Raw genomic sequence first — 24,014 nt, forward strand, 5'->3', positions numbered from 1 at the left:
TAATGGTTCATTAACCCATTTACCCCCACACAGGATTACACACCGTAACCCCCGCCTGAATCATACAGAAAACCTGAGTTTCTGCCGTTTATAACTGACGAAAAATTCACAGCTACTGGCCGCAGTTTATACCGGTTATGACACAAAAATGCAAAATCAAAATGACTAATGCGTGTAAAAAATAAAAACAGTCCCGTAACACATTATTAAAAGTGAAAAAAACCACATGAAAAACCATTCGCACTATAAAATTTCTGGAACCGCTGTTAATTTTACACTAGAATAGCCGTCTAGAAGTTAATACATCCATCAATGTACCGAAAGTTCACTTCACTTAAGGTAGAGAAAAAATAATGACTACACATCTTTTCACTTCTGAGTCCGTATCTGAAGGACACCCGGATAAAATTGCCGACCAAATTTCGGATGCAGTCCTTGATGCGATTTTAAAACAAGATCCCAAAGCGCGTGTTGCCTGTGAAACCTATGTCAAAACCGGTATGGTTCTGGTCGGTGGTGAAATCACCACCAAGGCTTGGGTTGATATTGAGGAAATCACGCGCCGTACTGTCCGTGAGATTGGCTATACCAGCTCATCCATGGGCTTCGATGCTGATTCCTGTGCGGTAATCAGTGCTATCGGTAAACAATCCGCTGACATCAACCAGGGCGTTGACCGTGCTGACCCGCTTGAACAGGGCGCCGGTGACCAGGGTCTGATGTTTGGTTATGCCTCAAACGAAACTGACGTGCTGATGCCGGCACCGATCACCTATGCCCACCGTCTGGTGGAGCGTCAGGCTCAGGTGCGTAAAAGTGGCACGCTGCCGTGGCTGCGCCCGGATGCGAAAAGCCAGATCACCTTCCGTTACGATGACAACAAAATCGCCGGGATTGACGCGGTTGTGCTGTCAACCCAGCACGCTGAAGACATCTCACAGAAAGATCTGCATGAAGCGGTGATGGAAGAGATCATCAAACCGGTTCTGCCGGAAGAATGGCTGGATCCGACCACCAAATATTTCATCAACCCGACCGGCCGTTTTGTTATCGGCGGACCAATGGGTGACTGCGGTCTGACCGGCCGTAAAATTATCGTCGATACCTACGGCGGCATGGCTCGTCACGGCGGTGGCGCATTCTCCGGTAAGGATCCGTCAAAAGTTGACCGTTCCGCAGCCTACGCAGCCCGTTATGTGGCAAAAAATATTGTCGCTGCCGGTCTGGCTGACCGCTGTGAAATCCAGGTCTCCTACGCGATTGGCGTGGCAGAGCCGACGTCCATCATGGTGGAAACCTTCGGTACCGGTAAAGTCTCCAACCAGCAACTGACGCTGCTGGTGCGCGAGTTCTTCGACCTGCGTCCGTATGGTCTGATTCAGATGCTGGATCTGCTGCACCCGATTTATCAGGAAACCGCAGCATACGGTCACTTCGGGCGTCCTCAATTCCCGTGGGAAAAAACCGACAAAGCAGAACAGCTGCGTGAAGCCGCTGGTCTGAAATAATTCCCTGTTATTAACAGGCACAAAAAACCGGCTGAAAAAAAGCCGGTTTTTTTACGTTCCGAACACCGTCATTCACTGTGCTTTGCCGCGCTGATACGATGAATACAGTGCAAAAATCACCATCCCGGCAATCATCGATGCCGTAAATACCAACCCTTTAATACTGAGCATCCCGGATAACAGAATACCGGGTCCCGGGCAAATTCCCGCCAGTCCCCAGCCGAGACCAAACAGCACTGCACCGGTCAGCAGCCGTTTATCAATTTTACTGTTCACCGGTAACTCAACAGGCGTACCGCATACCGTTTTTTTGCGTTTTTTAGCCACCTTAAAGGCAACCATACTGACCACCATAGCCACCGCCATGGTGATCAGCAGTGAAGGATCCCAGTTGCCGGTGATATCCAGAAACGCCAGAATCTTCTGCGGGTTACCCATCCCGGCCACCAGCAAACCGAGGCCGAACAAAATCCCGCTGATTAATGCAGTGATAACAGGCATAATTCGTCCTTATTTCATCAGCCAGACCGTCAGAAAAGCCGTAACCATAAACACCGCCACGGCAGCAAATGATCGTTTTGATAACCGCGCTATACCACAGATACCGTGCCCGCTGGTACAGCCGTTACCCAGCCGCGTACCGAAACCAACCAGCAGACCGGCGGCGATAAGCAACGGATAACCTGCGGCGATCACGACATCCGGCTGACCGGCAAACAGAATATAAATCCACGGGGCCCCTGCCAGCCCGGCAATAAACGCTACCCGCCAGCCGCTCTGCTTTGTGAACATATTGGCGAAAATCCCGCTGATCCCGGCAATCCGCCCGTTAAACAGTAACAGCACAGCAACCGCAATGCCGATCATCAGCCCGCCCAGAGCCGCACTGACCGGCGTAAAGGCCGCGCTATCAATCACCATATTATTTTCCTTTTTTTTCAGGACAATAAAGCTGATACAGCGTGGTCAGCAATATCAGTACTTTCTCATCTGCCACGGAATAATAGATACGTTTTCCTTCACGCCGGGTATTTACCAGTCCTTCATTGCGCAACACCGTCAATTGCTGTGATAACGTCGGCTGATTGATGCCGGTCAGCTCCTCCAGTTCACTGACATTGCATTCGCCCCGGCTCAGCTGGCATAGCAGCAGCAAACGATCCGGATTTCCCAGTATTTTCAGCAGAGCAGCAACGCCTGCGGCGGCTTCCTGCATATCGGTAAGCTGTGTTGGTGTCATAAATTTATTCCTTACTACACTATGCAATTAAATATAATATTATTTTGAGATATATACAACATACTGATAACGGTTGCAGCTTTACGTCAGTCCCGCTAAGCTTCCGGCTATGAAACCGACCCGAGTTCCCACCGCATTACAACAGGCCTGCATGCAGACCCTGCGTGATTATCTGGCCCGTGCCTGCCGGGCACTGAGAACGGATTATCCGGAGCCTGAACTGAACTATCGCCAGCGCGGCACCACGGCTGGCAGCGCCTGCCTGCAAACATGGGAAATCCGTCTCAATCCGGTATTACTGACTGAAAACAGCCATGAATTCATACAGGATGTGGTCCCTCACGAGCTGGCACATCTGCTGGTTTACCGCCGTTTCGGCCGCGTGGCACCCCACGGGCGGGAATGGCAGTGGATGATGACAGAGGTGCTGGGTGTCCCGGCTGTCCGCACACACCGCTTTGATGTGACGTCGGTCCGCAGCCGGACATTCACCTACCGCTGCCAATGCAAAACGGCACATGAACTGACCGTCCGCCGCCATAACAAAGTGTTGCGCGGGGAAAGTCAGTACCTGTGCCGTCATTGTAAAAGTACGCTGGTGCGGGATAACAGTGCGGCTGCAATATCATCCCCCGGCGACCTTACACCAGATCAGTCATAATCAGTTTGGCTGTCTCGAAGTAGATAATCAGCCCGGTACCGTCAATCAGGGTGGCAATAAACGGTGCGGAAACCACTGCCGGATCCACTTTCAGACGCTTAAGCACCATCGGGATAATGGAGGAGACAATCGCACTCCAGACCGTGATACACACCAGTGTCAGACTGACCACCATCATCACTTCCGGCCCTACCCCCAGGAACCAGGCGCGGATCATCCCCGCACATCCCATGGTAAAGGCGACCAGCAGTGACGTGGACAGCTCTTTGCGCAGCACCGCGCCGATATTACGCAGACTCACTTCCCCGAGTGCCATAGCACGGACGAGGGTTGAGGTGATCTGAGTACCGCTGTTACCCCCGGTGCCGATCAGCAGCGGGATAAAGAAAGCCAGTGAGATAGCCGCTTCCAGTTGTTCCTCAAATGCCTTGAGCACCGTACCGGTATACGCTTCCGCCACGAACAGCATCAGCAGCCAGACTGCGCGCTTGCGCCACAGTGTGAACGGGCTGGTGCTCAGATAAGGCTCATCCAGCGGCTGGGAACCGCCCTGTAATGCCGCATCCTGCGTGTTCTCATCCTCAATCAGCTCCGCGATATCCTGCGGACGCAGAATACCGGCCAGCTTGCCGAACTGCACCACCGGCACCGTATCAATCCCGCTGTTATTGATAAGCTCGTACACATCGTGCCGGGACTGCTCCGGTGAAACAGAAAAATAGGTCTGGCGCATCACATCGGCGACAAACGTATCTTCTGCTGCCGTCAGCAGGGCTTTAACCGGCAGGATACCATTCAGGTAATTATCCTCATCCAGTACATATAAATAAGTGGGGATCTGCTCACCCTCCAGTTCCTCACGCAGCGTCAGTTTGACGGCAGCAATCGTGTCTGACACGGTCACGCGGATATACGCCTGACTCATGTAAGCACTGACGGCGTCTTCATCACTGCGCTGCGGACGTTCGGTGTGGTGTGGCGGATTAACGGATGGCGCGGAAATGACCAGCGCGTCCGCTTTTTCGTAGTTGGTTAATTTCATGATGTGTGACCCTAATGTCTGTTATGGACTTCAAACAGCACTCCAATAGGGGCGAAACCAGATGAGAGAATGCGTAGGCTATCTCACGTCTCGGTTTTAGCACTATACAACGTATCCCGCAGACTGCGGGAAGTTACTTCGGGTTATACCTTCTGTTCGATATAACCTGTCCTAATCTTGGGCGTCTCTCGACGTCGTCAGATCAGCAACCTTTGTTTGTATAGGAGCCTCGCCTAACGAGATACTGCACCTTAAATGCGGCGCGAATTATAACTCTCATAAATTATATGGCGAGGACTATTCGTATTTCGTTTAGAAAGCATTGAGGTTACCGATCAGGTCCGGGAGCCCAGATCGTTATCGCTCTCATCACCGGTCAGCTGCCGTGTCACTTCCTCACAACGGACAATTTTGCCGTCTGCCAGACGGAAACAGGCGAAAACCTCAAAGGCGGCGTGTTCGCCACTGACTTTTTCCGCCTTCGCGATATGCTGTGTGTGTACACAGGACTCGCCTTCTGCGATAGATTTAATCTCAATGGTAATACTGCGGGTTGCCATTTTCAGGGCATTAAGATGGGCAAGAAATGCGGGGAATTCAATTGTCTGACCATTCACCACCTGAACATAATCACGGGAAAAATACTGTTCAACCAGGGATTCATCACCGATATGTTCACCGAGAACGTCAGTCAGGGCACGGGTTACAAACTCTGTCTTATTCATTGCTGAAAATCCTTTTTTATTATGATGACATTTACAGCATAGCGGAAACCGGGCGTTTATCCGCCGGAAACAGAAAAAGCGCCGCTGAAAACGACGCTTTTTTGCCATTATACCGAATGATTCTCAATCAGGCTAATTCAACATTGCCCTGAATCTGACAGCTGCACGCCAGAACATAACCCTGCTCAATCTCTTCCGGTGTCAGCGTCATGGTGCTGGTGGTGGTGTATTCACCGCTGCGGACACGGGTTTTACAGCTTCCGCAGACACCGGCACGGCAGGCTGCCATCACCGGCACACTGTTGGCTTCCATCGCCGCCAGCAGCGTCATACCGACAGGCACTTTCACCTGACGCAGCGGGGACTGAATGGTCATAGTGACCATCTGCTCTCCGGCTTCTGCTTCCGGCTCCGGTCCGAAACGCTCCATAAAGAAGCTGCCCGGATCCACATTCAGTGCCTGACAGAATGTCTGCACATTCTTCATATACGGCGCCGGACCACAGGTCATCACCGTGTGCTGTGCGATATCCGGGATCAGTGCCTTCAGTTTTTCTTCTGACAGGCGGCCGGATAACAATTCATCCGTCTCATCACTGTTTTCCACCATCAGGATCAGGCGCAGACGGGCCGGGAATGCCGACAGTAACTGCTGCCATTCCTGAGCAAAAATCACCTGCTGTTTATCACGCACGTTGAAAATCACCGTCACCTGACTTTCCGGCTGACGGTGCAGGATCCAGCGGGTCATCGACATCACCGGTGTCACGCCGCAACCGGCGGCCAGCATCAGATAGCGCTCTGCCGGGCGGGAATCACAGGTAAATTCACCCTGTGCATCAGACAGCCACAGGTAATCCCCCGGTTTCACCTCGCCGGTCAGCCAGCCGGAACCCTGTCCGTCATCCAGACGGCGCACCGTCAGGCTCAGGAACGGGCTCAGTCCCGGTGTGGAAGATAAGGTATAAGCACGCAGTGTCTCATCACTGTTGCGGATACTCACCAGCGCATACTGCCCTGCGTGATACTGATAAAAATCGTGGTTAATCAGATTGATAGTCCACACATCCGGGGTTTCCTGCCTGACAGAATGGACCTGCATGCGGTTCGGACATAAAGACGTCGGCATTGTCATCGGGCTCTCCTGACTCCGTGCCGGAGAAGGCGTGACCGCCCTCTCCGGTGCTAACAGTTACGGCAATTACGCGCCTAACACAGCGTGTAAATCATTTTCAACAGTGGTAATCGGACGCATACCGAATTTTTCATTCAGTACATTCAGCAGATTGTCCGTCAGGAACGCCGGTGCGGTCGGGCCGGTGAAGATATCCTTCACGCCCAGCGCCAGCAGAGTCAGCAGGATCACAATCGCTTTCTGTTCAAACCAGGAGAGCACCAGGGTCAGCGGCAGATCATTGACGCCGCAGCCCAGTTTCTCAGCCAGTTTCACCGCCAGCATAATCGCGGAATACGCATCGTTGCACTGACCGACATCCAGCAGGCGCGGTAATCCTTCCAGAGTCCCGAAATCCAGTTTGTTGAAACGGTATTTACCGCAGGCCAGGGTCATAATCAGGCAGTCCTGAGGCACCTGACGGGCGAAATCGGTGTAATAGCTGCGCTCACCGCGGCTGCCGTCGCAACCGCCGACGAGGAACACATGACGCAGTTTGCCGGTAGCCACCAGGTCAATCACGGTATCTGCGGCATTGAGCAGCGTTTCACGCCCAAAACCAACGGTGATCAGGTGTTCGATTTCGCTGTATGGGAAGCCGTCCATCGCCTGAGCCTGCGCGATAATATCGCTGAAATCATCACCATTCAGGTGTTTCGCACCCGGCCAGCCGACGATACTGCGGGTCCAGATACGGTCAGTGTAACTGCCCGGATTCGGGTCCAGAATACAGTTGGAAGTCATCAGGATCGGGCCCGGGAATTTGGCAAACTCAGTTTGCTGGTTCTGCCAGCCGCTGCCGTAGTTACCGACCAGATGTTTGTATTTTTTCAGTTCCGGATAGCCGTGTGCAGGCAGCATTTCACCGTGAGTATAAACATTCACACCGGTGCCTTCTGTCTGTTGCAGCAGCATATGCAGATCTTTGAGGTCATGACCGGAGATCAGAATCGCTTTACCTACCACCGGACGGACGTTCACGGAAGACGGCGTCGGATGACCGTAAGCTTCGGTTTCACCGGCATCCAGCATTTCCATGATTTTAAAGTTCATCATACCAATCGCCATGGACTGGTTGAGCAGCTCACCCATATCAGACGGATCAGTACCGAGCCACGCCATGATTTCATGGTACTGGCCGTAAATCTCATCACTGTACTTGCCCAGCACATGGGCGTGCTCCATATACGCCGCCGCCCCTTTCAGGCCGTACAGGCAGAGCATACGCAGACCGTGAATATCATCACCGATAGCCTGCTTATCTTTATTCAGGGCAAATTCATCGGCCTGTTTCACCAGTGACGCAATATCCGTGCCCTTCAGTTGCAGGTTTGCTAACGGGTGATTCACAACCAATGCCGGATTTTTCGCCAGGCAGCGTTTCATCAGGCTGTCACGCATCACAATCGCTTCCTGCGCATAACCGATGATGCGCTCAGAATCGAAGTTAACGTTAGTTAATGTGGAGAAAAACGCACGCGGCGCAAAGCTGTCTGTGTCGTGATCGATGATACCTGATTCACGCGCAGCAACCGCCCACGCTGAAAGACTTTCCAGTACTGCCACCAGCAGATCCTGTAAGTCAGATGTTTCTGCGGTTTTACCGCACATGCCCTGGGCATAGGCACAACCATTACCCACCGGCGTACGCATCGTTTGTTCACATTGCACACAGTACATGCTCTTGCTTCCTTATAAGTTGTATTTTATATGCAACATAAGAATACGCCATTTCAGACCGGTGAAAAGGGGTTTTCCTGACTATCATTCCTTTGCTTGATCTAAAGCAAAAATTAACCGGCACGACACATCACTATCGCGAATGATTAACATTTACAATGTGTTAAATGTCATGCTGACTAAGGGATTGTCCGATAGTTTGGAATACGGCGGCGTGATACAAACCGGTAAGGAAACTGACCAGAGGATGGATAAAATGTTATATATTGATGATAACGGATTAGTAAAATCAAACCGCATTACCATTAAACGATTCAGTAAAATCGAGCGCGACCCGATGGATAAAGTGAACGGTATTATTGTTCACCAGACTGGTACGCCTGCTGAAACACATGTCTTTAACAGTTACAGTCATGCAGGCAGTAATGGCGCTCACTTCTTAATTGATAAAGAAGGCGTGATTTATCAGACGGCTTCGTTGTTTAAAACAACGTGGCATTTAGGAAAAATGAAATCGAGATGTGTTATTACAAAAAAATGTGAACCATCTGAACTCAAAAAAATGGCAGACCTGGAAAATAAATTCAGAACTAAAGCTATCTCAGATATAGAGAAGGCAAAGTCATTTCCGGATCGCTACCCAAGTAATACTGATAGTATCGGCATTGAAATTGTCGGTTACTATGAACGTGACAGTGATAATAATGACATATATGACGCAGTGAACAGCAAACAAAATGCATCTCTTAAATGGCTGATATCAGAACTTTTAGAAACATTGGATATTTCAATATCTGAAGTATATAAACATCCTGATGTAGCAAGAAAAAATACAACTGAAGCGAGTACTGCATCATGGTAAATAAATTCTCTATCCTGTTACTTACGATAGCTCTCACTCCTGAAGCAATGAATGCTATGTCTGTAAAAAATATAGAAATAGAAAATTCAGGAATTACTGTCACAAAAAATCCCCCTGCCGGCGAAGTTAATGCCTGTAAAAAATTCACACCAAATAAAGAACAACTGATCAATTACTTCCGGTCAGCAGAAATATCGTCAGACATGTCATGGGATCATGATTATTATTCATCCTGTATTTCATACGGCAGTCTTGAACTTGAAAATGGTCAGACAGGTGAATGGCGAATATCATCAAGCGGTGCCGGTGATATCCGCTTTCCTGATGGTAACTATATCTACCTGTTCCGCGAAAAGAATGAATGGGTTGACTCTTATTTATGCGGTGACGAACCCGATTGCTGACATATCTGCCCTCTCCGGGGATAACGGGCGGACCAATCCATCCAAATCGCCCGTTCCCCGCTAAAACAGCAAGGTTACATTCACGCCAAAAATGGTTTTTACCACGGTCATTTAACCATCAAATGCCGGGCCAAAAAATCAGCATCTTAGTCACTTTCTGTTAAAAAATTATTGCGTACAGGTAATGATTGTAATTATCATTTGCTTTCCTAAATTCTCACGGAAACCTGAGTGATGACTGATTCCTGTAACGCATCCTGCCGCCCTGCCCGCCTCACGCCGCTGGCACTCGCACTCGCTGTTATCAGCAGCGGCAGTCTCGCCGCCACCGCAGATACTGAAACCCCGCTCGTCGTTGTCGGCAACTGGCTGGATAACACTGATAACAGCGATACGCTGCTGAACCACGGCGGCGCACGGACCATCAAAACCAAAAAACAAATCGATGAATCCGGGGCAGAAACCATCGCGGACGCCCTGCGCGGTATTCCGGGCGTTCAGGTGCGGGACAGTAACGGCACCGGCGGCAGTGACGTTTCACTCAATGTCGGTATCCGCGGGCTTCCGGCACGGCTTTCGCCGCGCTCCACCATTCTGCTCGATGGAATTCCGCTGGCCGCCGCCCCTTACGGACAGCCGCAGTTATCCATGTCACCACTCTCGTTAGGCTCCATCAGCAGCATTGACGTCATGCGCGGTGCCACTTCTGTTCGTTACGGACCGCAAAACGTCGGCGGCGTGATTAACTTTGTCACTAAACCGATTCCGGAAACCTTCAGCGGTTCCGCGTCTGTCAAAACACAGGGCGCACGCACCGGCGGGCTGAAAACCCTGACCGATGCCTCTGTCGGCGGATCAAAAGAAGACGGTTCTGCGGGTGCGCTGCTGCTCTACTCCGGCCTGCACGGTCAGGGTTACCGTAAGAATAATGATAATACCGATATTGATGACATTATCCTGAAAACCCGTTACGCCTTCAGCGATACCGATGAACTGCTGGCAAACTTCCACTATTATCATGCGCAATCCGGGATGCCGGGCGGCCTGTCGGAAGCACAATACAACGCCGATCCTTACCAGTCAGTCCGCCCGTTTGACCGTTTTGAAGGCAACCGCCAGGATATGTCCTTTAAATACCGCCATCAGGAAGACGATAAACAGTTTGAGTTACTGACCTGGTTCAGCAAAAGCTACCGCGGCAGCTATATTGAGAGCGAAGGAACAAAAGATAATGCCGGTAAGAGCCGACTCGTTTCCTATCCGCGCCACTATACCGCTTACGCCATTGAGCCAAGCTATTCACAGCTGTTCCGTTTTGATAACCAGTCCCATGAAATTACCTTCGGTTACCGTTATCTGAATGAAACGGCGGATGAAAAAGCCTACCGCTCCGGCTGGTATCCGACCGGTTCTCAAAGCTCACGCCCTCAGACAGACAACTACTATCAGCACACCTCCGGCGGTACAGAAGCCCATGCCATCTATATCGATGACACCATTAATTTCGGTAACTGGACGGTTATTCCCGGTCTGCGTTATGAAAATATAAAAATTCATCTCGATGACGGTTTCCGTAACCAGTTCCGCAGCAAAAGTTACAGCGAGCCGTTACCGGCTCTGTCAGTGATTTATCATATTGATGATCAGTGGAAACTGTTCGCCAACGCCGGCAGCTCATTCGGCAGCCTGCAATATTTCCAGCTTAATACCGGCGGCGCGGGTAATGATCCGGCAAACGGCCTGAGTGCGGAAAAAGCCCATAACTATGAAGCCGGTACACGGTTTGACGATGGTCTGCTTTCTGCGGAAATGACCCTGTTCTATATCGATTTCAATGATCAGCTGCAATACATTGAAAACTCAACCGGCTGGACAAACCTCGGTGCAACCACCCATCAGGGGGTGGAGCTGGCGCTGAATTATGACCTGAGTGAAGCAGCGAAATGGCTCGACGGTGCCAGTATCTACAGTACCTACACCTACACCAAAGCAGTCAGTAAACGCGGTAATTTTGCAGATAAAGATCTGCCGTTCTACTCCCGTCAGCTCTTTACTGCCGGTGCCCGCTATGAAACCGGCAACTGGGTGTGGAATCTCAACACCTATGCACAGTCAAAACAGCAGTCACCGGGAACCGGAAAAAATTACATTACCGAAGGCAGTGCTGACGGGCGTTACGGCATAATTCCGGGCTATATGATGTGGGATGCCCGTGCCGAGTATCACTTCGGCCCGCAATGGTCCGATCTGACGCTCGCCGCCGGGGTAAAAAACCTGTTCGACCAGGCCAGCTTTACCCGCTCGACAGATAATAACTACGGCATTTACGCCGGGCAGCCGCGCACCTTCTTTGCGCAGGCTTCCGTGAAGTTTTAAAGGTTACTTTATATGATGAAGCACATGTTCCACGCCGCCGGACGTTTTCCGGCGCTTATCATCACACTCTGTGCCGCACTCGCGGCACTGTTGCCGTTCAGCACAGCCGCGGCACCGATCACGGTGACGGATATTGCCGGGCGGACAGTCACCGTCAATGCCCCGGTCTCCCGGATTATGCTGGCAGACAGCCGGGTACTGGTTGCGCTGAATATTTTGCATCCGTCTGAACCGCTGAAAGGTATTGCGGCATGGGATGATGCACTGACAAAAAAAGCACCGGATCTGCGCATTGCGTATGAAAAGCCGTTTCCGCAGCTGAAAGATATTCCGGTATTTCCTAATCCCTACACATCGGATTTCAGTGTCGAAAAAGCGCTGACTTATCAGCCGGATCTGGTGATTTTTGATACCGGACTGCAAAGCAAACTGACCGAAAGCGGCACCCTGGATTTACTGGAAAAAAGTGGTATTCCGGTGATATTTATCGATTTTCGTCAGTACCCGCTGCAAAACACCATGCCGAGCATGGCGCTTTTGGGGCAGGTCTTCGGGCAGGAAAAACAGGCAGCGGCATTTAATGATTTTTACCGCCAGCGACTGGATCTTATCCGCTCCCGGGTTGCAAACATTCCGGAAGACAAAAAACCGACAGTCTTTATCGAACGGGCGGCGGGTCTTGCCGGAGAAAACAGCTGCTGCAAAACCTTTGGTAACGGTAACTTCGGGGAGTTTGTTGCCACAGCCGGAGGACATAACCTCGGGGCCGACTGGTTTAAAAACGGCATGGGGGGTGAAGTGAATGAAGAACAGATTATTGCTGCCGACCCGCAATTTTATCTGATGACCGTTGCCGACTGGGAAAGTACCCGCAAAGGCAGCGTCTCAGTACCGCTCGGCTATACCGGCTCTGAGGAGCGGGCAGTACCGGCACTGGAAAAACTGATGGCACGGTCGAAACTGCAGCATCTCACGGCGTATCAGCAAAAGCAGGTATTGGCACTGTATCAGCAATACTATGACACCCCGTTCAATATTATTGCGGTGGAAGCTATCGCCAAAATGCTGCACCCGGCGCTGTTTCCTGAACTCGATCCGCAGGCAGACAGCCTTATGCTGCATAAAACCTTTACTGCACTGGACGGCAACGGCCTGTTCTGGCTGCAACCCTGATCATCACATCCGTTTCCGTATCTGAAAAATAACGGGCAGTTTCCTGCCCGTTATCTGCACGGTCCCGCCGCTATTTCTTCTGATACAACTCATTCGCCATATCAATACTGTCTGCATTAACATCCCGGATATGGTCACGCGTCAGACGGTACACCACCGGGCTTAATAAGATCAGTGCGATCAGGTTCGGGATCGCCATCATGGCATTCAGGGTATCCGCCAGCAACCAGACAAACTCCAGCGACTGTGTGGCACCAATCGGTAACGCAATCAGCCACAATACACGGAAAACCTTAATCGCCTTCACGCCGAACAGATACTGGACACACTTCTCACCGTAAAAACTCCAGCCGAGGATCGTGGTGAAGGCAAAAATCGTCAGTGCAATCGCCACAATATAGTTTCCGCCCGGAATCGCCGCTTTAAAAGAGGACGCGGTCAATGTGGCACCGGTTTCCGCTGTCAGCCAGCCGCCCATAATGACAATGGTCAGCCCGGTTACCGAACAGACAATAATGGTGTCAATAAAGGTGCCGAGCATGGCAATAAGCCCCTGACGGATCGGATTCTGGGTTTTCGCGGCAGCATGCGCTATCGGCGCACTGCCCAGCCCCGCTTCGTTGGAGAACACGCCGCGCGCCACCCCGAAACGTATCGCTGCCCAGACTGTCGCCCCGGCAAATCCGCCCTGTGCGGCTACCGGTGTGAAAGCAGAGGTCACAATGAGGGAGAATGCTGCCGGAATCTCACTGATATTCAGCGCCAGCACCACAAGACCAGCACCAAAGTAGCCGACAGTCATAAACGGCACCAGTTTACCGGCTACGTCGGAGATACGGCGGATCCCGCCAATCAGTACCGCACCAACCAGCAGCACCAGCGCCACGCTGGTCACCCATTTGTTGACGCCGAAATTACTCTCCAGCACATCTGCCACCGAGTTGGCCTGAACGGTGTTCCCGATGCCAAACCCGGCACAGGCACCAAATACCGCAAACAGCGTCCCCAGCCAAACCCATTTCGGGCCGAGGCCATTTTTGATGTAATACATCGGGCCGCCGACATACTGCCCGTATTTATCCACTTCACGGTAACGAACCGCCAGCACAGCTTCTGAGTATTTTGTCGCCATACCGACCAGCGCCGTCATCCACATCCAGAACAGTGCGCCCGGCCCGCCCATCACCACTGCCGTTGCCACACCGGCGATATTGCCGGTACCGATAGTGGCAGACAATGCGGTCATCAGGGCATTAAACGGGGAGATCTGTCCTTCCCCGCGGGATTCATTGCGCTGAAATAATAATCTGAACCCGGTACCCAGTTTACGGATAGGCAAAAATCCCAGCCGAATCTGCATATATAAGCCGACACCCAGTATTCCCGCCAGCATCGGCACACCCCATACCACGCCGTTCAGCGCGCCCAGCCACTCTGTTATCAAATCCATTCACGCCTCCTGACCGACCCTGTTACTTTTTTATTTTACGTATTACACATAGGTAACATTTATTTATCATTTATTACTAAAGCGGAAAAATGCCGGGAATGCGAACAAAAAATGTCCGGATTTGCGTTGGATTTTTGAATCTGTGAAGGGTGTCACTTGTCACAAATTGAATTAAAATAGCGATTAATTTTTATCTGAAATGGATCATGTTCAGCCATGTCTGATGCTTTACCGCATACGACAGCCACGCTTAAACGCCGTTATCGTGTGCTTAAACGCCTTAAAGAACGCAACCTCGCCCCTGTTACTGTCCTGCTGCTGGCGGCTGCCGTCGGCGCACTTGCCGGTTTTACCGGTGTGCTGTTTGAACGCGGGGTCAATTGGGTAGGCGAATACCGGGTCAGCTCGCTGACTGCACTGACAGAGAATAAAGGTATTCTGATCCCGCTGATGTTTATTGTTTCCGCCCTGCTGGCCATGTCAGGCTACTGGCTGGTGCGGCGTTTTTCACCGGAATCCGGCGGGTCGGGGATCCCGGAAATTGAAGGGGCATTGCAGGATGTCCGCCCGGTACGCTGGTGGCGGGTGCTGCCGGTGAAATTTATCGGCGGACTGGGCACGCTCGGCTCCGGTATGGTGCTGGGACGTGAAGGCCCGACCGTGCAGTTAGGGGCAAATATCAGCGGGCTGGTCAGTGCGCTGGCCGGGGTGAAAAACAAAGAATCCCGCCATACATTACTGGCCACCGGTGCCGCCGCCGGTCTGACCGCCGCCTTTAACGCACCGCTCGCGGGGATCCTGTTTATCATCGAGGAAATGCGTCCGCAGTTCCGTTACAGCCTGATTTCCATCAAAGCCGTTTTTATCGGCGTGATCATATCGAGCATTGTTTTTCAGACCTTTAACAGCGGTGCGCCGATCCTGGATATCGGCAAATACCATGCCGCCCCGCTCAATACCCTCTGGCTCTATCTGGGGCTGGGAATGGTTTTCGGTGTGATTGGTGTCATGTTCAACCGCTTTCTGCTTACCATGCAGACACAGTTCCGCCGCTTTTATCAGGACAAAACATCCCGTTTTGTTGCCACCGGCGGGCTGATTGGCGGATTATGCGGTATTGCCGGGCTGTACTGGCCGCAGGTAACCGGCGGCGGATTCGCGGTGATCCCCGATGTTGCCGCGCTGCACTATTCCCTGACCGGTATTCTGATGATCTTCCTGTTCCGCGTGCTCACCACGGTTATCTGCTTCAGTTCCGGTGCGCCGGGCGGGATCTTCGCGCCGACACTCGCACTCGGCACACTGTTCGGCAGCTTCTTCGGCTATGCCGCCATGCTGCTGTTTCCGCAGTATCAGATTGAACCGGCGACCTTTGCCATTGCCGGGATGGGGGCTCTCTTTGCCGCCACCGTCCGTGCGCCGCTTACCGGTATTGTGCTGGTGCTGGAGATGACCGATAACTATCAGCTGATCCTGCCGATGATTATCACGTGTCTGGGCGCAACACTGCTGGCGCAGTATCTGGGCGGGCGTCCGCTGTATTCGGTACTGCTGGAGCGGATCCTGATGCAGAACGGCACGCCGCCGGAAAAAACCGGTGACGCGCCGCGAGGGTAATAGTAATCAGGCTTTTTTGCGGGCAATCAGGGTGGCGAAATTCAGCCGGATCCGGTTGCCTGCCGCATCGGTGCGGTGCAGATGCCCCGGGTTTTCGTTGTATTTCAGAATGTCCCAGTCCGCATAATAGCCGGATAACTCGCCCGGCTTCAGGAAGCAGTCAAACGGTAGTTCGTCATACGGCATATTCTCTGTTTCCACCGGACAGACAATCAGGTTATACCCGTCCGGGCGGGTATGCGCCTGCATATCAGCGATGATCGCGGCAATATTCTCTCTTTTCAGGAACATCAGCACAACGGTGGAGATAATGATGTCGTAATCATCCTGTAACGCATGCTGATTGATATCATACACCTGAGTGCGGATATTGCTGATCCCGGCTGCAGCTTTCACATCTTCAATCGCCTGAATATGCTGCGGATTAATATCCGCGGCAGTCACATCATAACCGACCTGCGCCAGGAAAAAGCTGTTGCGCCCGCGTCCGGAGCCTAAATCGAGTGTTTTACCCGGTTTGGTCATTGTCACCAGTTCACGGACTTCAGAATGCGGACGGGTCAGTCCGTGGATTTTATAGAATTCATCTTCAGGCAGACACCAGAAGGCAAGCTGACAGGAAATATCATCACTGACGGATTCAATTTTGTGCCACACCTGTGGATCAAGGCGCGGAGGCTGATGTTCGGTATCAAAATGGTAGCGGGTCTCTTCGCCGTCGTCACCGAAAACGACAAAATCCATCTCACCCGCCAGAACCGTCAGCTGTGCCCACGTACCTTCCGCCGTATTATGGCGATCCATAAAGGCCATCGGGATAGTGTTTTTTTGCCAGACCGGCAGGGTTTTATAGCAGACTACGTTTTCCATTTTACGCCTCACCTTAAAGATGCATTTTAAATACATCTTATATCCTTTCCGGTGAGGCGTAAATGGTTTTTATTTCTGACGGGCGATAACTTCGTTTATCCCCTGAAAGACAAACGGTTTGGCATCGGTGAAATCACCTGCCACATCACCGGAATAAATGTTTTGCTGTTCAGGACCCAGATCCAGTTTCTTCACTTTGCCGTTTTCTTTGCTGAAATCCACTTTCTTCAGATCAACCCAGAAGACATTCGGTGTCAGCGCCGATTCAAAGAAATAAATCTGACGTTTGTGATCGACCACCGTGCGCCAGCGGGTGGAGGAGATATTCGGCTCCTCTTCGGTATTCAGCCCGAACGGCACAGACACATTGCGGATCACACTGAACACCGACGCCACCGCTTTATTCGGCGTGGTTGCTTTCGGAATCGCATTAATATAGAAAGATCCGCGCGCAAAACGGTCAGCAGAGCGGTTGGTGCCCGGCAGCATCACAGTGCCGTTGATTTGCTGCCAGTAGCTGTCCAGTGCCAGCTGCTCACTGAATACCGGAGAGTTGGTCATCACCTGATATTTACGGCTATGATGAATCACCTGCTTACCATCAATATATTCAATAATGGCACTGTCACCGGAGGCATCAGATAATGAAAGGTGCAGTGTTGCCAGGCGCTCTTCGCCGGGGACTTTATCGGTGATCACCGCGAATGGCTCTTTTTCCAGTGCGGTAACTGCTTCTTCAACAGTTGCGTAGTTATCCAGCACATATTGTGCCCAGGCCGAGATACTCAGGGTCGGTTTGTTACTTTCCGGTGTCGGATACACGGATTCCACCAGCCACAGCAGATTTGCGGACAATCCCTTTTCATTTATACCGTCAGTCGTGGCAACATCATAGCCGGAAGCCACCACACTGCCGTATTTTGACACCCATTTCACGGAATTCGGCCCGGCGGCACCATCACGCGCCATCCCCTGCGGGAAAATCCATAAATTGGTGCCGACATCACTTTTCCAGTCCATTGACCGGGCAGTGATTACCTGAGCATCATCCCCGAGATACACCAGCCGGGTGCAGGCGGAAGCAATCTGAGCAGCCAGTAATGTGGCCGACGCAACCGCACCGGCAAGTATAATTCGCTTAAATGTCATGAAAAACCCCTTTTCATTAACGTCCGGCAACCGGCAATTTACCGGTTACCCTTCCTTATTACTGTAGTCCTTATCAGGATTTTGTGGCAAACGGCGGCCGGGCAAACCAGATCAGGACAATCAATCCGATAAAGACCCCGCCGGAGAGCCAGAAAATTTCATTGGCACTGATAATCAGGCCCTGCGCGGTGATTTCCTTCGCCAGATACGCAGAGGTCTGCGCTTCTGATAACCCGTGCTGCGCCATCTCCTGATACATCTGTACCGATTCCGGATTATACGCGGTAATGGATTCCGTCAGCTGAGAATGATGTAACGATTCGCGACGACTCCACAGCGTGGTGGTGATCGATGTCCCGATAGAACCCGCCAGGGTCCGGAAGAAGTTGGCCAGTGCGGAGGCAGAGGCCAGTTTCTCCGGCGGCAGACCGGAAAGCGTGATGGTGGTAAGCGGCATAAAGAAACAGGCCACCGCAAAACCCTGTACCAGCTGCGGCCAGACAGAGGCGTAGAACCCCATCTGCGGCTCAAAGGTATAGGCGCGCCAGTAGAAGCAGACGGAATACACCACGAAACTAAAGGTTACAATCCAGCGCAAATCCACCACATTCGAGATTTTACCGACAAACGCGGAAATCAGTATCGGCACCAGCCCGATAGGTGCCAGCGCCAGCCCCGCCCATTCCGCGGTATAGCCGTACACCTCCTGCAGCAGCTGCGGCAGCAGTACAATCGCGCCGAAATAGACCATATACGCCAGACTGACCGACAGTGTGCCGATGGTAAAGTTACGCGACTTAAACAGCGACAGCTCGACAATCGGGTTTTTATCTGTCAGCTCCCAGATCACCAGGAAGACCAGTGCAACAGCGGCAATAATTGCCAATGCGACAATTTCATCTGACTCCAGCCAGCCGAGATCTTTCCCTTTATCCAGAAGAATTTGCAGGCAGCCGATCCCGACCACCAACAGCGACAAGCCAATCACATTGAGCGGAACCTTTGTCACCTTCGATTCCATACCGCGCAGCAGCATCAGACTGACAATCACCACGGCAATACCGATAGGGACGTTGATAAAGAAAATCCAGCCCCAGTGGAAGTTATCACTGATATAGCCACCCATAATCGGTCCGAAAACCGGCGCCAGGATGATAGTCATCGACCAGAGCGCCAGCGCGGTATTCTGTTTGGCAGGCGGATAACTTTTCAGCAGCAGGCTTTGTGAAAGCGGGATTATCGGCCCGGCCACCCCGCCCTGTAACACGCGGAAGAAAATCAGCATTTCCAGGCTTTCTGACAACCCGCACAGCAGTGACGTCAGGGTAAACAGCCCGGTGGACCAGATAAACACCCGCACTTCCCCGAAGCGCTTGGCCAGAAACCCGGTAATCGCGATGGAAATCGCGTTTGATACCCCGAACGAGGTAATAACCCAGGTGCCCTGTGAGACAGAGGCACCGAGATCGCCGGAAATGGTCGGGATCGCCACGTTGGCAATGGTGGAGTCCAGCACCTGCATAAAGGTGGCCATCGACAGTGCGATGGTCGCCCAGACCAGTTTCATGCCTGTTAACGGTTGATTAGCCACAATAAAGCCCCGCGCGGATTAACTGGCGTTATCGGCAATGATATGTGCAATCACCGCATTGACCGGTGCCAGATCCGGGATCAGCACATCACTCTTAAAGGCCGGGGTATCGCGCTGCACATTCGCCAGCACCGGACCGTCGGTATTTTTGGTTTCGATGGTTACGTTCATCGACAGACCAATACGCAGCGGATATTTGGCAACCTGCTGCGGCTCCAGCTCGACCCGTACCGGCAGACGCTGCACCACTTTAATCCAGTTACCGGTGGCGTTTTGCGCAGGCAGCAGGGAGAAAGCACTGCCGGTACCCATATCCAGCCCCGCGACAGTGCCGTTAAAGGTCACTTTGTCGCCGTAAAAATCACTGGTGATAGTGACCGGCTGCCCGATCCGCACACTGCTGAGCTGCGTTTCCTTAAAGTTGGCATCAATCCAGACCGGTTCGACCGGTACAATCGCCATCAGCGAGGCACTCGGGCTGACCTGAGCCCCGACCTGCACATTACGGCGGGAAACATAACCGGTATACGGACTGCGGATTTCGGTGCGCTGTAAGCTAATCCAGGCATCACGGACTTTATCCGCCGCCTGTAATACTGCGGGCTGATCCGCCAGCGCGGTATTTTTCAGTAATGCTTTGGTGGCATTCAGCTGCTGCACAGACGCATTCAGGGATGCCTGCGCCTCTTCAACCGCTTCGCGTGAGTGCTGTAAATCTTCTTTGGAGATAGTCCCCCGCTGTCCTAACACACTGCGGCGGGCATAATCATTCTGCGCCTGATTCAGCATCACTTGTTTCTGAGCGATAACCGCACCGAGCTGGTCGCGGTTAAAATAGAGCTCCTGAGTCTGGCGTACTGTGGCCGCCAGGTCATGACGTGCCTGTGCGTAAGCCAGTTCGGCATTGGTTTTATCCAGCACCACCAGCACATCACCGGCATGCACCAGATCGGTATTCTCAAAATTCACCTGTGTCACATTGCCGGTGGTTTGTGCGACGATCGGGACCTGCAGGCCCACCACGTAGGCGTCATCGGTATATTCCTGATAACGCAATACCATAAACCAGTAAATAAGATAGCCGGCCAGCAGCACAATAAAGAGTAGTGACGTTCCCGCAAGCCAGATTTTCCGTTTGGCAGAACTGGATGACGATGTTTTTTTGTCAGCAGGCTGGGCAGCAGAAGACTGCGCTGATGTGTTGTCCATCAAAATACCCCGGTAATGAAGTTAATCCGAAAAATATTGCGCACAGAATAGCCCGAATCACTATAAAAGTAACGGTAAGTGAAATATTACAGGGGAAAACGGAAAGTCATATAAACAGAAACAAAACATTGGCTGAACGCCATAAAATATGTAACTTCTTTGTCAGTTTATGATAATCAGCAAATGAATATAACGGTATACGCAGATATAAAAGTAATATCCGCTGCCTGTTTTGAAACTGAATTCCGCTCTCTCAGCAACAGATACCGAATACATAAAAGAGTAATACGCGAAAAAAAACCTGATTATTCGTCTGTCAGGTTCATTTTCGGGTATAAGAGTATTTTCTGTTTACATTTCCGGATTATTAAATCAAGTATCGTGTTTTACTGAAATGTGTTGGTTTTTCATCCGGACACAAGAAATCGCACGATTTGCACATTTTCGCTTCTGTCCGCCGCATAATATTACTGCGACAAAATCATCCGCAGTGCTTCCGCGGCAGCGGCTTTATCGGGTTCCTGCGTGAAATACTCATAGAAATCCCCGACAATCCGGCAGGTGATGACCGGGTCTTCCGCACCTTTATTCAGGTCACTCAGCAACGCCACCTTATCACCGTATTTCGCTGATACCTTCCGGTAAACATTCTCCAGTACCCTGTATGCCTCCTGTGCCGGGACATGACCGGTATTCCGGTTTTCCAGTGATGATGTCAGAATCAGATTCACCGTTTTCAGCATCCGGATATCCGCTTCATTATAGATGACCCCCGCTTTATTCTGCGGGAATTTATTCAGCGCCGGAAAAAAGTTATTAAAGCACTGCTGTCCTGACGGATCTTTTACCAGATAGCCTTCCGCCTGATCTTTTACCGCTGCGGCAAAGGCATTCAGTGCATCATCAGAGGCATACGGGATCCGGTCAATTAATAACACCGCCGTCATCCCGGTAATATCATTCATCCATGCCACTTTCTGTTCACGGGTCATGGTGCTGTAATTCCCGATCTGACTTTTCAGATCTTTATATTTTTCCGGGGAAATTTTGCCGACCACGTCAATAAACTGCATCGATTCCGACATCATCTCTGCTTCAAGTGATTTTGGTGTTGTCATTCTGTCCTGACTGACGGCAGTGACAGAAAAATCGCTATCCCGGGTGCCCATATAATAACCGGCACCGGCAAAGACCACGGCAACAATAATAACCAATAATATGCTGAGTTTTTTATTCACACACTTTCCTCTGATACCCTGAGTTTTCTCTGAAAGTGATAGTGACACAAATTAATAAGGCCCGCTATTGCAGGCCCCGATAATTATTCAGATTACAAAAATAATCAGATTTTTACGCCTTCAACGGAAATAATCAGCTCCGCATCCTGTGATTTCGGCCCCAGATCCGCTTTGATATTAAAGCTTTTCAGTGACACTTTTCCGGAGGCTTCAAAACCGGCGCGGTAACCGCCCCACGGATCCTGACCTTCACCGGTCAGTTTTGCATCCAGTGTCACCGGATTGGTCACGCCGTTCAGGGTCAGATCCCCGGTGATAATAAAGTCATCACCTTTTTTCTCTACTTTCGTGGAAACGAATTTTGCTTCCGGATTTTTTTCGGTATTCAGGAATTCACTGCCGCGCAGATGTTTATCACGCTCAGCGTGGTTAGTATCCAGGCTGCCGGTTTTGATGGTCACATCCACGCGATCCTTTGCCGGGTCGGCTTTATCAAAGGTAAACGTACCGTCGAAATCTTTAAATGTCCCGTACAGCCAGCTGTAACCCAGGTGCTGGATACGGAACTGTACAAAGGCGTGCTGTCCTTCTTTGTCAATTTTATAGGTGTCGGCCATTGCCGCACCGGAACCCAGCAGCATCATGCCTGCGCTTAAACCAATCAGTGCTTTCTTCAGCATCATATTCACTCCGTCATAATAAAATTACGGGCAGCCCGTTCAGGGTTTCATGCCCAGCATACGTTTTAATGTGGCGTCTTTATCAACAAAATGATGTTTAAGTGCCGCCAGCGCGTGGAGCACCGATAACACAACAACCGCCCAGGCAAGATACAGATGCACCGTACCGGCAGTATCTGCCTGTTCTGCGCCGTCTGTCAGTGTGGCCGGTACATCAAACCAGCCGAAAACGGATACCGCCTGACCATTTGCCGTCGAGATAAAATAGCCGGTGATCAAAATGGCAAACAATATTCCGTACAGCAGCCAGTGCGCCAGTGCGGCACTGATACGGGTAAACCGGCTGTAAGTGGATAATGCCGGGGGCGGCGGAGAAATCCAGCGCCAAATCATGCGGACAGCCAGCACAATAAACAGCAGGATCCCGATACTCTTGTGGATCTCCGGAGCGCGGTGATACCAGACATCATAGTATCCCAGCGAAACCATCCACAGCCCCAGCGCAAACATCCCGTAAACGGTAACCGCCACACCCCAGTGAAGCAGAACGGAGAGATGTCCGTACCGTTGTGCGCTATTTTTCCATTGCATTGATAAATACCCTTTGCTGTTCCATACGGATAACATTTCAGTAACAGCGGGATACTTTACGTGAATTTTACGGCAATATCGGACAAATATTTTGCTTAAGTCAATCAAATTAAATCAATAACTGATTAATTTAGCTGTTATTTTCACATGAACCTAAAATATTAAACCGGAAAAATCCCATATGCCGGAATTTTGTAAGACCGAATTGGACTGAGTTATAACCAAAATGCAGAGAAGACTGGGATCCGACGGATATCACCAAAAAATAATTTTAATATTTAAAAATATTTTTGATAAAAAAGTTGACGAACATCACACAAATGCTATGATACGTCCATCAAAGCAAAACAGCTTACCAACCTAATTCAAAAGCAGGAGTTCATCATGAAAAGCATCAAAACTTTCTTTTCCAACCTGACCCGTGCTGCTGCTATCATTGCAAAATACAGCAAAGCATTCTGATTAAAATCAGACAGATATAAAAAAAGCGCCGATGGGCGCTTTTTTTATATCTGCCGGTCATCCGTTATCGTGATCCCGGTTGCAATTAAAAATAATTTTAATTTATTAAAATAAAGTTTATGTAAAATTTGACATCCATCACAAAAATGGTATAGTACCGCCATCAAAGCCAAACAGGCTTAATCACTTACTCAAAAGCAGGAGTTTATTATGAAAAGCATCAAAACTTTCTTTTCTTATCTGACCCGTGCTGCTGCCATTATTGCTAAAAACAGCAAAGCATTCTGATAAATCAGACAGATACAAAGAAGC

General features: G+C 50.9%; 22 protein-coding genes and 1 riboswitch. Of the genes, 7 read left to right on the forward strand and 15 right to left on the reverse strand.

All coding sequences use genetic code 11. The features are described 5' to 3' along the window. The first annotated feature begins 353 nt into the window (after positions 1–353). Positions 354–1,508 carry a methionine adenosyltransferase gene (gene metK, locus ACF8OF_RS18280; protein ID WP_025152744.1) on the forward strand — a complete coding sequence of 385 codons (1,155 nt, stop codon included), beginning with the start codon at positions 354–356 and terminating at the stop codon, positions 1,506–1,508. 72 nt (positions 1,509–1,580) lie between these two features. Here the strand turns inward: metK and ACF8OF_RS18285 are convergent, their stop codons facing one another. The 3 genes from ACF8OF_RS18285 to ACF8OF_RS18295 are packed head-to-tail and all read right to left on the reverse strand — an operon-like array spanning position 1,581 to position 2,748. Continuing rightward, positions 1,581–2,009: a DUF6691 family protein gene (locus ACF8OF_RS18285; protein WP_392497324.1), complete on the reverse strand. Its 429-nt coding sequence runs from the start codon at positions 2,007–2,009 to the stop codon at positions 1,581–1,583. 9 nt (positions 2,010–2,018) lie between these two features. Next, positions 2,019–2,429 (reverse strand): YeeE/YedE family protein, encoded by a 411-nt coding sequence (locus ACF8OF_RS18290; protein ID WP_392497325.1) that lies wholly within the window; start codon positions 2,427–2,429, stop codon positions 2,019–2,021. A gap of 1 nt (position 2,430) precedes the next feature. After that, positions 2,431–2,748, reverse strand: coding sequence for a helix-turn-helix transcriptional regulator (locus ACF8OF_RS18295; RefSeq protein ID WP_262859512.1), 318 nt, complete (start codon positions 2,746–2,748; stop codon positions 2,431–2,433). A 109-nt stretch (positions 2,749–2,857) separates the two neighbouring features. Between ACF8OF_RS18295 and ACF8OF_RS18300 the strand changes: the two genes are divergently transcribed. Beyond that, positions 2,858–3,409: a SprT family zinc-dependent metalloprotease gene (locus tag ACF8OF_RS18300; protein WP_347815246.1), complete on the forward strand. Its 552-nt coding sequence runs from the start codon at positions 2,858–2,860 to the stop codon at positions 3,407–3,409. On the opposite strand, the gene ACF8OF_RS18305 is transcribed toward ACF8OF_RS18300, so the two are convergent. The 4 genes from ACF8OF_RS18305 to hcp form a co-directional block, all read right to left on the reverse strand. Next, positions 3,390–4,451 (reverse strand): magnesium transporter, encoded by a 1,062-nt coding sequence (locus tag ACF8OF_RS18305; protein WP_262859514.1) that lies wholly within the window; start codon positions 4,449–4,451, stop codon positions 3,390–3,392. The two genes, ACF8OF_RS18300 and ACF8OF_RS18305, sit on opposite strands and share 20 nt — an antisense overlap. A 75-nt stretch (positions 4,452–4,526) precedes the next feature. Continuing rightward, a riboswitch (M-box (ykoK) riboswitch) is annotated at positions 4,527–4,699 on the reverse strand. A gap of 87 nt (positions 4,700–4,786) precedes the next feature. Beyond that, a complete protein-coding gene (locus ACF8OF_RS18310; protein ID WP_025152738.1) occupies positions 4,787–5,176 on the reverse strand; it encodes a nuclear transport factor 2 family protein in 390 nt (129 codons plus the stop codon). 127 nt (positions 5,177–5,303) lie between these two features. Next, positions 5,304–6,311: an NADH oxidoreductase gene (hcr, locus tag ACF8OF_RS18315; protein ID WP_274370978.1), complete on the reverse strand. Its 1,008-nt coding sequence runs from the start codon at positions 6,309–6,311 to the stop codon at positions 5,304–5,306. Positions 6,312–6,377: 66 nt separating this feature from the next. Next, a complete protein-coding gene (gene hcp, locus ACF8OF_RS18320; protein ID WP_392497326.1) occupies positions 6,378–8,030 on the reverse strand; it encodes a hydroxylamine reductase in 1,653 nt (550 codons plus the stop codon). A gap of 172 nt (positions 8,031–8,202) precedes the next feature. Here hcp and ACF8OF_RS18325 point away from each other — a divergent pair, with 172 nt between their 5' ends. From ACF8OF_RS18325 to ACF8OF_RS18340, 4 genes are all read left to right on the forward strand, one after another. Continuing rightward, complete coding sequence (locus ACF8OF_RS18325) at positions 8,203–8,892, forward strand: N-acetylmuramoyl-L-alanine amidase (RefSeq protein ID WP_392497327.1); 690 nt, start codon at positions 8,203–8,205, stop codon at positions 8,890–8,892. Next, on the forward strand, positions 8,886–9,296 hold the full coding sequence (locus ACF8OF_RS18330; protein WP_262882226.1) for a hypothetical protein: 411 nt from the start codon (positions 8,886–8,888) through the stop codon (positions 9,294–9,296). Before ACF8OF_RS18325 ends, ACF8OF_RS18330 begins: the two co-directional genes overlap by 7 nt. Before the next feature lie 234 nt (positions 9,297–9,530). Further along, entirely contained in the window at positions 9,531–11,672 is a 2,142-nt protein-coding gene (locus tag ACF8OF_RS18335) for a TonB-dependent receptor family protein (RefSeq protein ID WP_392497328.1), read from the forward strand. A 15-nt stretch (positions 11,673–11,687) separates the two neighbouring features. Then, entirely contained in the window at positions 11,688–12,845 is a 1,158-nt protein-coding gene (locus ACF8OF_RS18340; protein WP_392497370.1) for an ABC transporter substrate-binding protein, read from the forward strand. Between the two features lie 70 nt (positions 12,846–12,915). Here the strand turns inward: ACF8OF_RS18340 and ACF8OF_RS18345 are convergent, their stop codons facing one another. Further along, positions 12,916–14,295, reverse strand: coding sequence for a sodium:alanine symporter family protein (locus tag ACF8OF_RS18345; RefSeq protein WP_262882228.1), 1,380 nt, complete (start codon positions 14,293–14,295; stop codon positions 12,916–12,918). Between the two features lie 216 nt (positions 14,296–14,511). Between ACF8OF_RS18345 and clcA the strand changes: the two genes are divergently transcribed. After that, on the forward strand, positions 14,512–15,912 hold the full coding sequence (gene clcA, locus ACF8OF_RS18350; protein ID WP_392497329.1) for a H(+)/Cl(-) exchange transporter ClcA: 1,401 nt from the start codon (positions 14,512–14,514) through the stop codon (positions 15,910–15,912). Between the two features lie 6 nt (positions 15,913–15,918). Here clcA and tehB read toward each other — a convergent pair whose 3' ends face one another. The 7 genes from tehB to ACF8OF_RS18385 all read right to left on the reverse strand — a co-directional run bounded on the left by tehB (position 15,919) and on the right by ACF8OF_RS18385 (position 23,240). Further along, positions 15,919–16,782, reverse strand: a complete 864-nt coding sequence (gene tehB, locus ACF8OF_RS18355) for an SAM-dependent methyltransferase TehB (RefSeq protein WP_392497330.1) — start codon at positions 16,780–16,782, stop codon at positions 15,919–15,921. 69 nt (positions 16,783–16,851) lie between these two features. After that, positions 16,852–17,931, reverse strand: a complete 1,080-nt coding sequence (locus ACF8OF_RS18360) for a linear amide C-N hydrolase (RefSeq protein ID WP_262882231.1) — start codon at positions 17,929–17,931, stop codon at positions 16,852–16,854. Between the two features lie 73 nt (positions 17,932–18,004). Further along, positions 18,005–19,498: a DHA2 family efflux MFS transporter permease subunit gene (locus ACF8OF_RS18365; RefSeq protein WP_275983618.1), complete on the reverse strand. Its 1,494-nt coding sequence runs from the start codon at positions 19,496–19,498 to the stop codon at positions 18,005–18,007. 42 nt (positions 19,499–19,540) lie between these two features. Beyond that, positions 19,541–20,731 (reverse strand): EmrA/EmrK family multidrug efflux transporter periplasmic adaptor subunit, encoded by a 1,191-nt coding sequence (locus tag ACF8OF_RS18370; RefSeq protein ID WP_262882232.1) that lies wholly within the window; start codon positions 20,729–20,731, stop codon positions 19,541–19,543. Positions 20,732–21,198: 467 nt separating this feature from the next. After that, a complete protein-coding gene (locus ACF8OF_RS18375; protein WP_262859525.1) occupies positions 21,199–21,969 on the reverse strand; it encodes a hypothetical protein in 771 nt (256 codons plus the stop codon). A gap of 104 nt (positions 21,970–22,073) precedes the next feature. Next, positions 22,074–22,649, reverse strand: coding sequence for a YceI family protein (locus ACF8OF_RS18380; RefSeq protein ID WP_262882252.1), 576 nt, complete (start codon positions 22,647–22,649; stop codon positions 22,074–22,076). A 39-nt stretch (positions 22,650–22,688) separates the two neighbouring features. Continuing rightward, positions 22,689–23,240 carry a cytochrome b gene (locus tag ACF8OF_RS18385; protein WP_262859526.1) on the reverse strand — a complete coding sequence of 184 codons (552 nt, stop codon included), beginning with the start codon at positions 23,238–23,240 and terminating at the stop codon, positions 22,689–22,691. Between the last annotated feature and the right edge of the window lie 774 nt (positions 23,241–24,014).

It is taken from the genome of Morganella sp. TYF_1 (assembly GCF_043105645.1).
GTDB classification, from domain to species: Bacteria; Pseudomonadota; Gammaproteobacteria; order Enterobacterales; family Enterobacteriaceae; genus Morganella; species Morganella morganii_B.

Coding starts and splice junctions, on each gene's coding strand:
- ACF8OF_RS18365 (WP_275983618.1), bottom strand. CDS start 19,498: ATGAAACTGGTCTGGGCGACCATCGCACTGTCGATGGCCACCTTTATG.
- hcp (WP_392497326.1), bottom strand. CDS start 8,030: ATGTACTGTGTGCAATGTGAACAAACGATGCGTACGCCGGTGGGTAAT.
- ACF8OF_RS18360 (WP_262882231.1), bottom strand. CDS start 17,931: ATGACATTTAAGCGAATTATACTTGCCGGTGCGGTTGCGTCGGCCACA.
- tehB (WP_392497330.1), bottom strand. CDS start 16,782: ATGGAAAACGTAGTCTGCTATAAAACCCTGCCGGTCTGGCAAAAAAAC.
- hcr (WP_274370978.1), bottom strand. CDS start 6,311: ATGACAATGCCGACGTCTTTATGTCCGAACCGCATGCAGGTCCATTCT.
- ACF8OF_RS18380 (WP_262882252.1), bottom strand. CDS start 22,649: ATGCTGAAGAAAGCACTGATTGGTTTAAGCGCAGGCATGATGCTGCTG.
- metK (WP_025152744.1), top strand. CDS start 354: ATGACTACACATCTTTTCACTTCTGAGTCCGTATCTGAAGGACACCCG.
- ACF8OF_RS18305 (WP_262859514.1), bottom strand. CDS start 4,451: ATGAAATTAACCAACTACGAAAAAGCGGACGCGCTGGTCATTTCCGCG.
- ACF8OF_RS18295 (WP_262859512.1), bottom strand. CDS start 2,748: ATGACACCAACACAGCTTACCGATATGCAGGAAGCCGCCGCAGGCGTT.
- ACF8OF_RS18345 (WP_262882228.1), bottom strand. CDS start 14,295: ATGGATTTGATAACAGAGTGGCTGGGCGCGCTGAACGGCGTGGTATGG.
- ACF8OF_RS18330 (WP_262882226.1), top strand. CDS start 8,886: ATGGTAAATAAATTCTCTATCCTGTTACTTACGATAGCTCTCACTCCT.
- ACF8OF_RS18310 (WP_025152738.1), bottom strand. CDS start 5,176: ATGAATAAGACAGAGTTTGTAACCCGTGCCCTGACTGACGTTCTCGGT.
- ACF8OF_RS18340 (WP_392497370.1), top strand. CDS start 11,688: ATGAAGCACATGTTCCACGCCGCCGGACGTTTTCCGGCGCTTATCATC.
- ACF8OF_RS18290 (WP_392497325.1), bottom strand. CDS start 2,429: ATGGTGATTGATAGCGCGGCCTTTACGCCGGTCAGTGCGGCTCTGGGC.
- ACF8OF_RS18300 (WP_347815246.1), top strand. CDS start 2,858: ATGAAACCGACCCGAGTTCCCACCGCATTACAACAGGCCTGCATGCAG.
- ACF8OF_RS18335 (WP_392497328.1), top strand. CDS start 9,531: ATGACTGATTCCTGTAACGCATCCTGCCGCCCTGCCCGCCTCACGCCG.
- ACF8OF_RS18325 (WP_392497327.1), top strand. CDS start 8,203: ATGCTGACTAAGGGATTGTCCGATAGTTTGGAATACGGCGGCGTGATA.
- ACF8OF_RS18385 (WP_262859526.1), bottom strand. CDS start 23,240: ATGCAATGGAAAAATAGCGCACAACGGTACGGACATCTCTCCGTTCTG.
- clcA (WP_392497329.1), top strand. CDS start 14,512: ATGTCTGATGCTTTACCGCATACGACAGCCACGCTTAAACGCCGTTAT.
- ACF8OF_RS18370 (WP_262882232.1), bottom strand. CDS start 20,731: ATGGACAACACATCAGCGCAGTCTTCTGCTGCCCAGCCTGCTGACAAA.
- ACF8OF_RS18285 (WP_392497324.1), bottom strand. CDS start 2,009: ATGCCTGTTATCACTGCATTAATCAGCGGGATTTTGTTCGGCCTCGGT.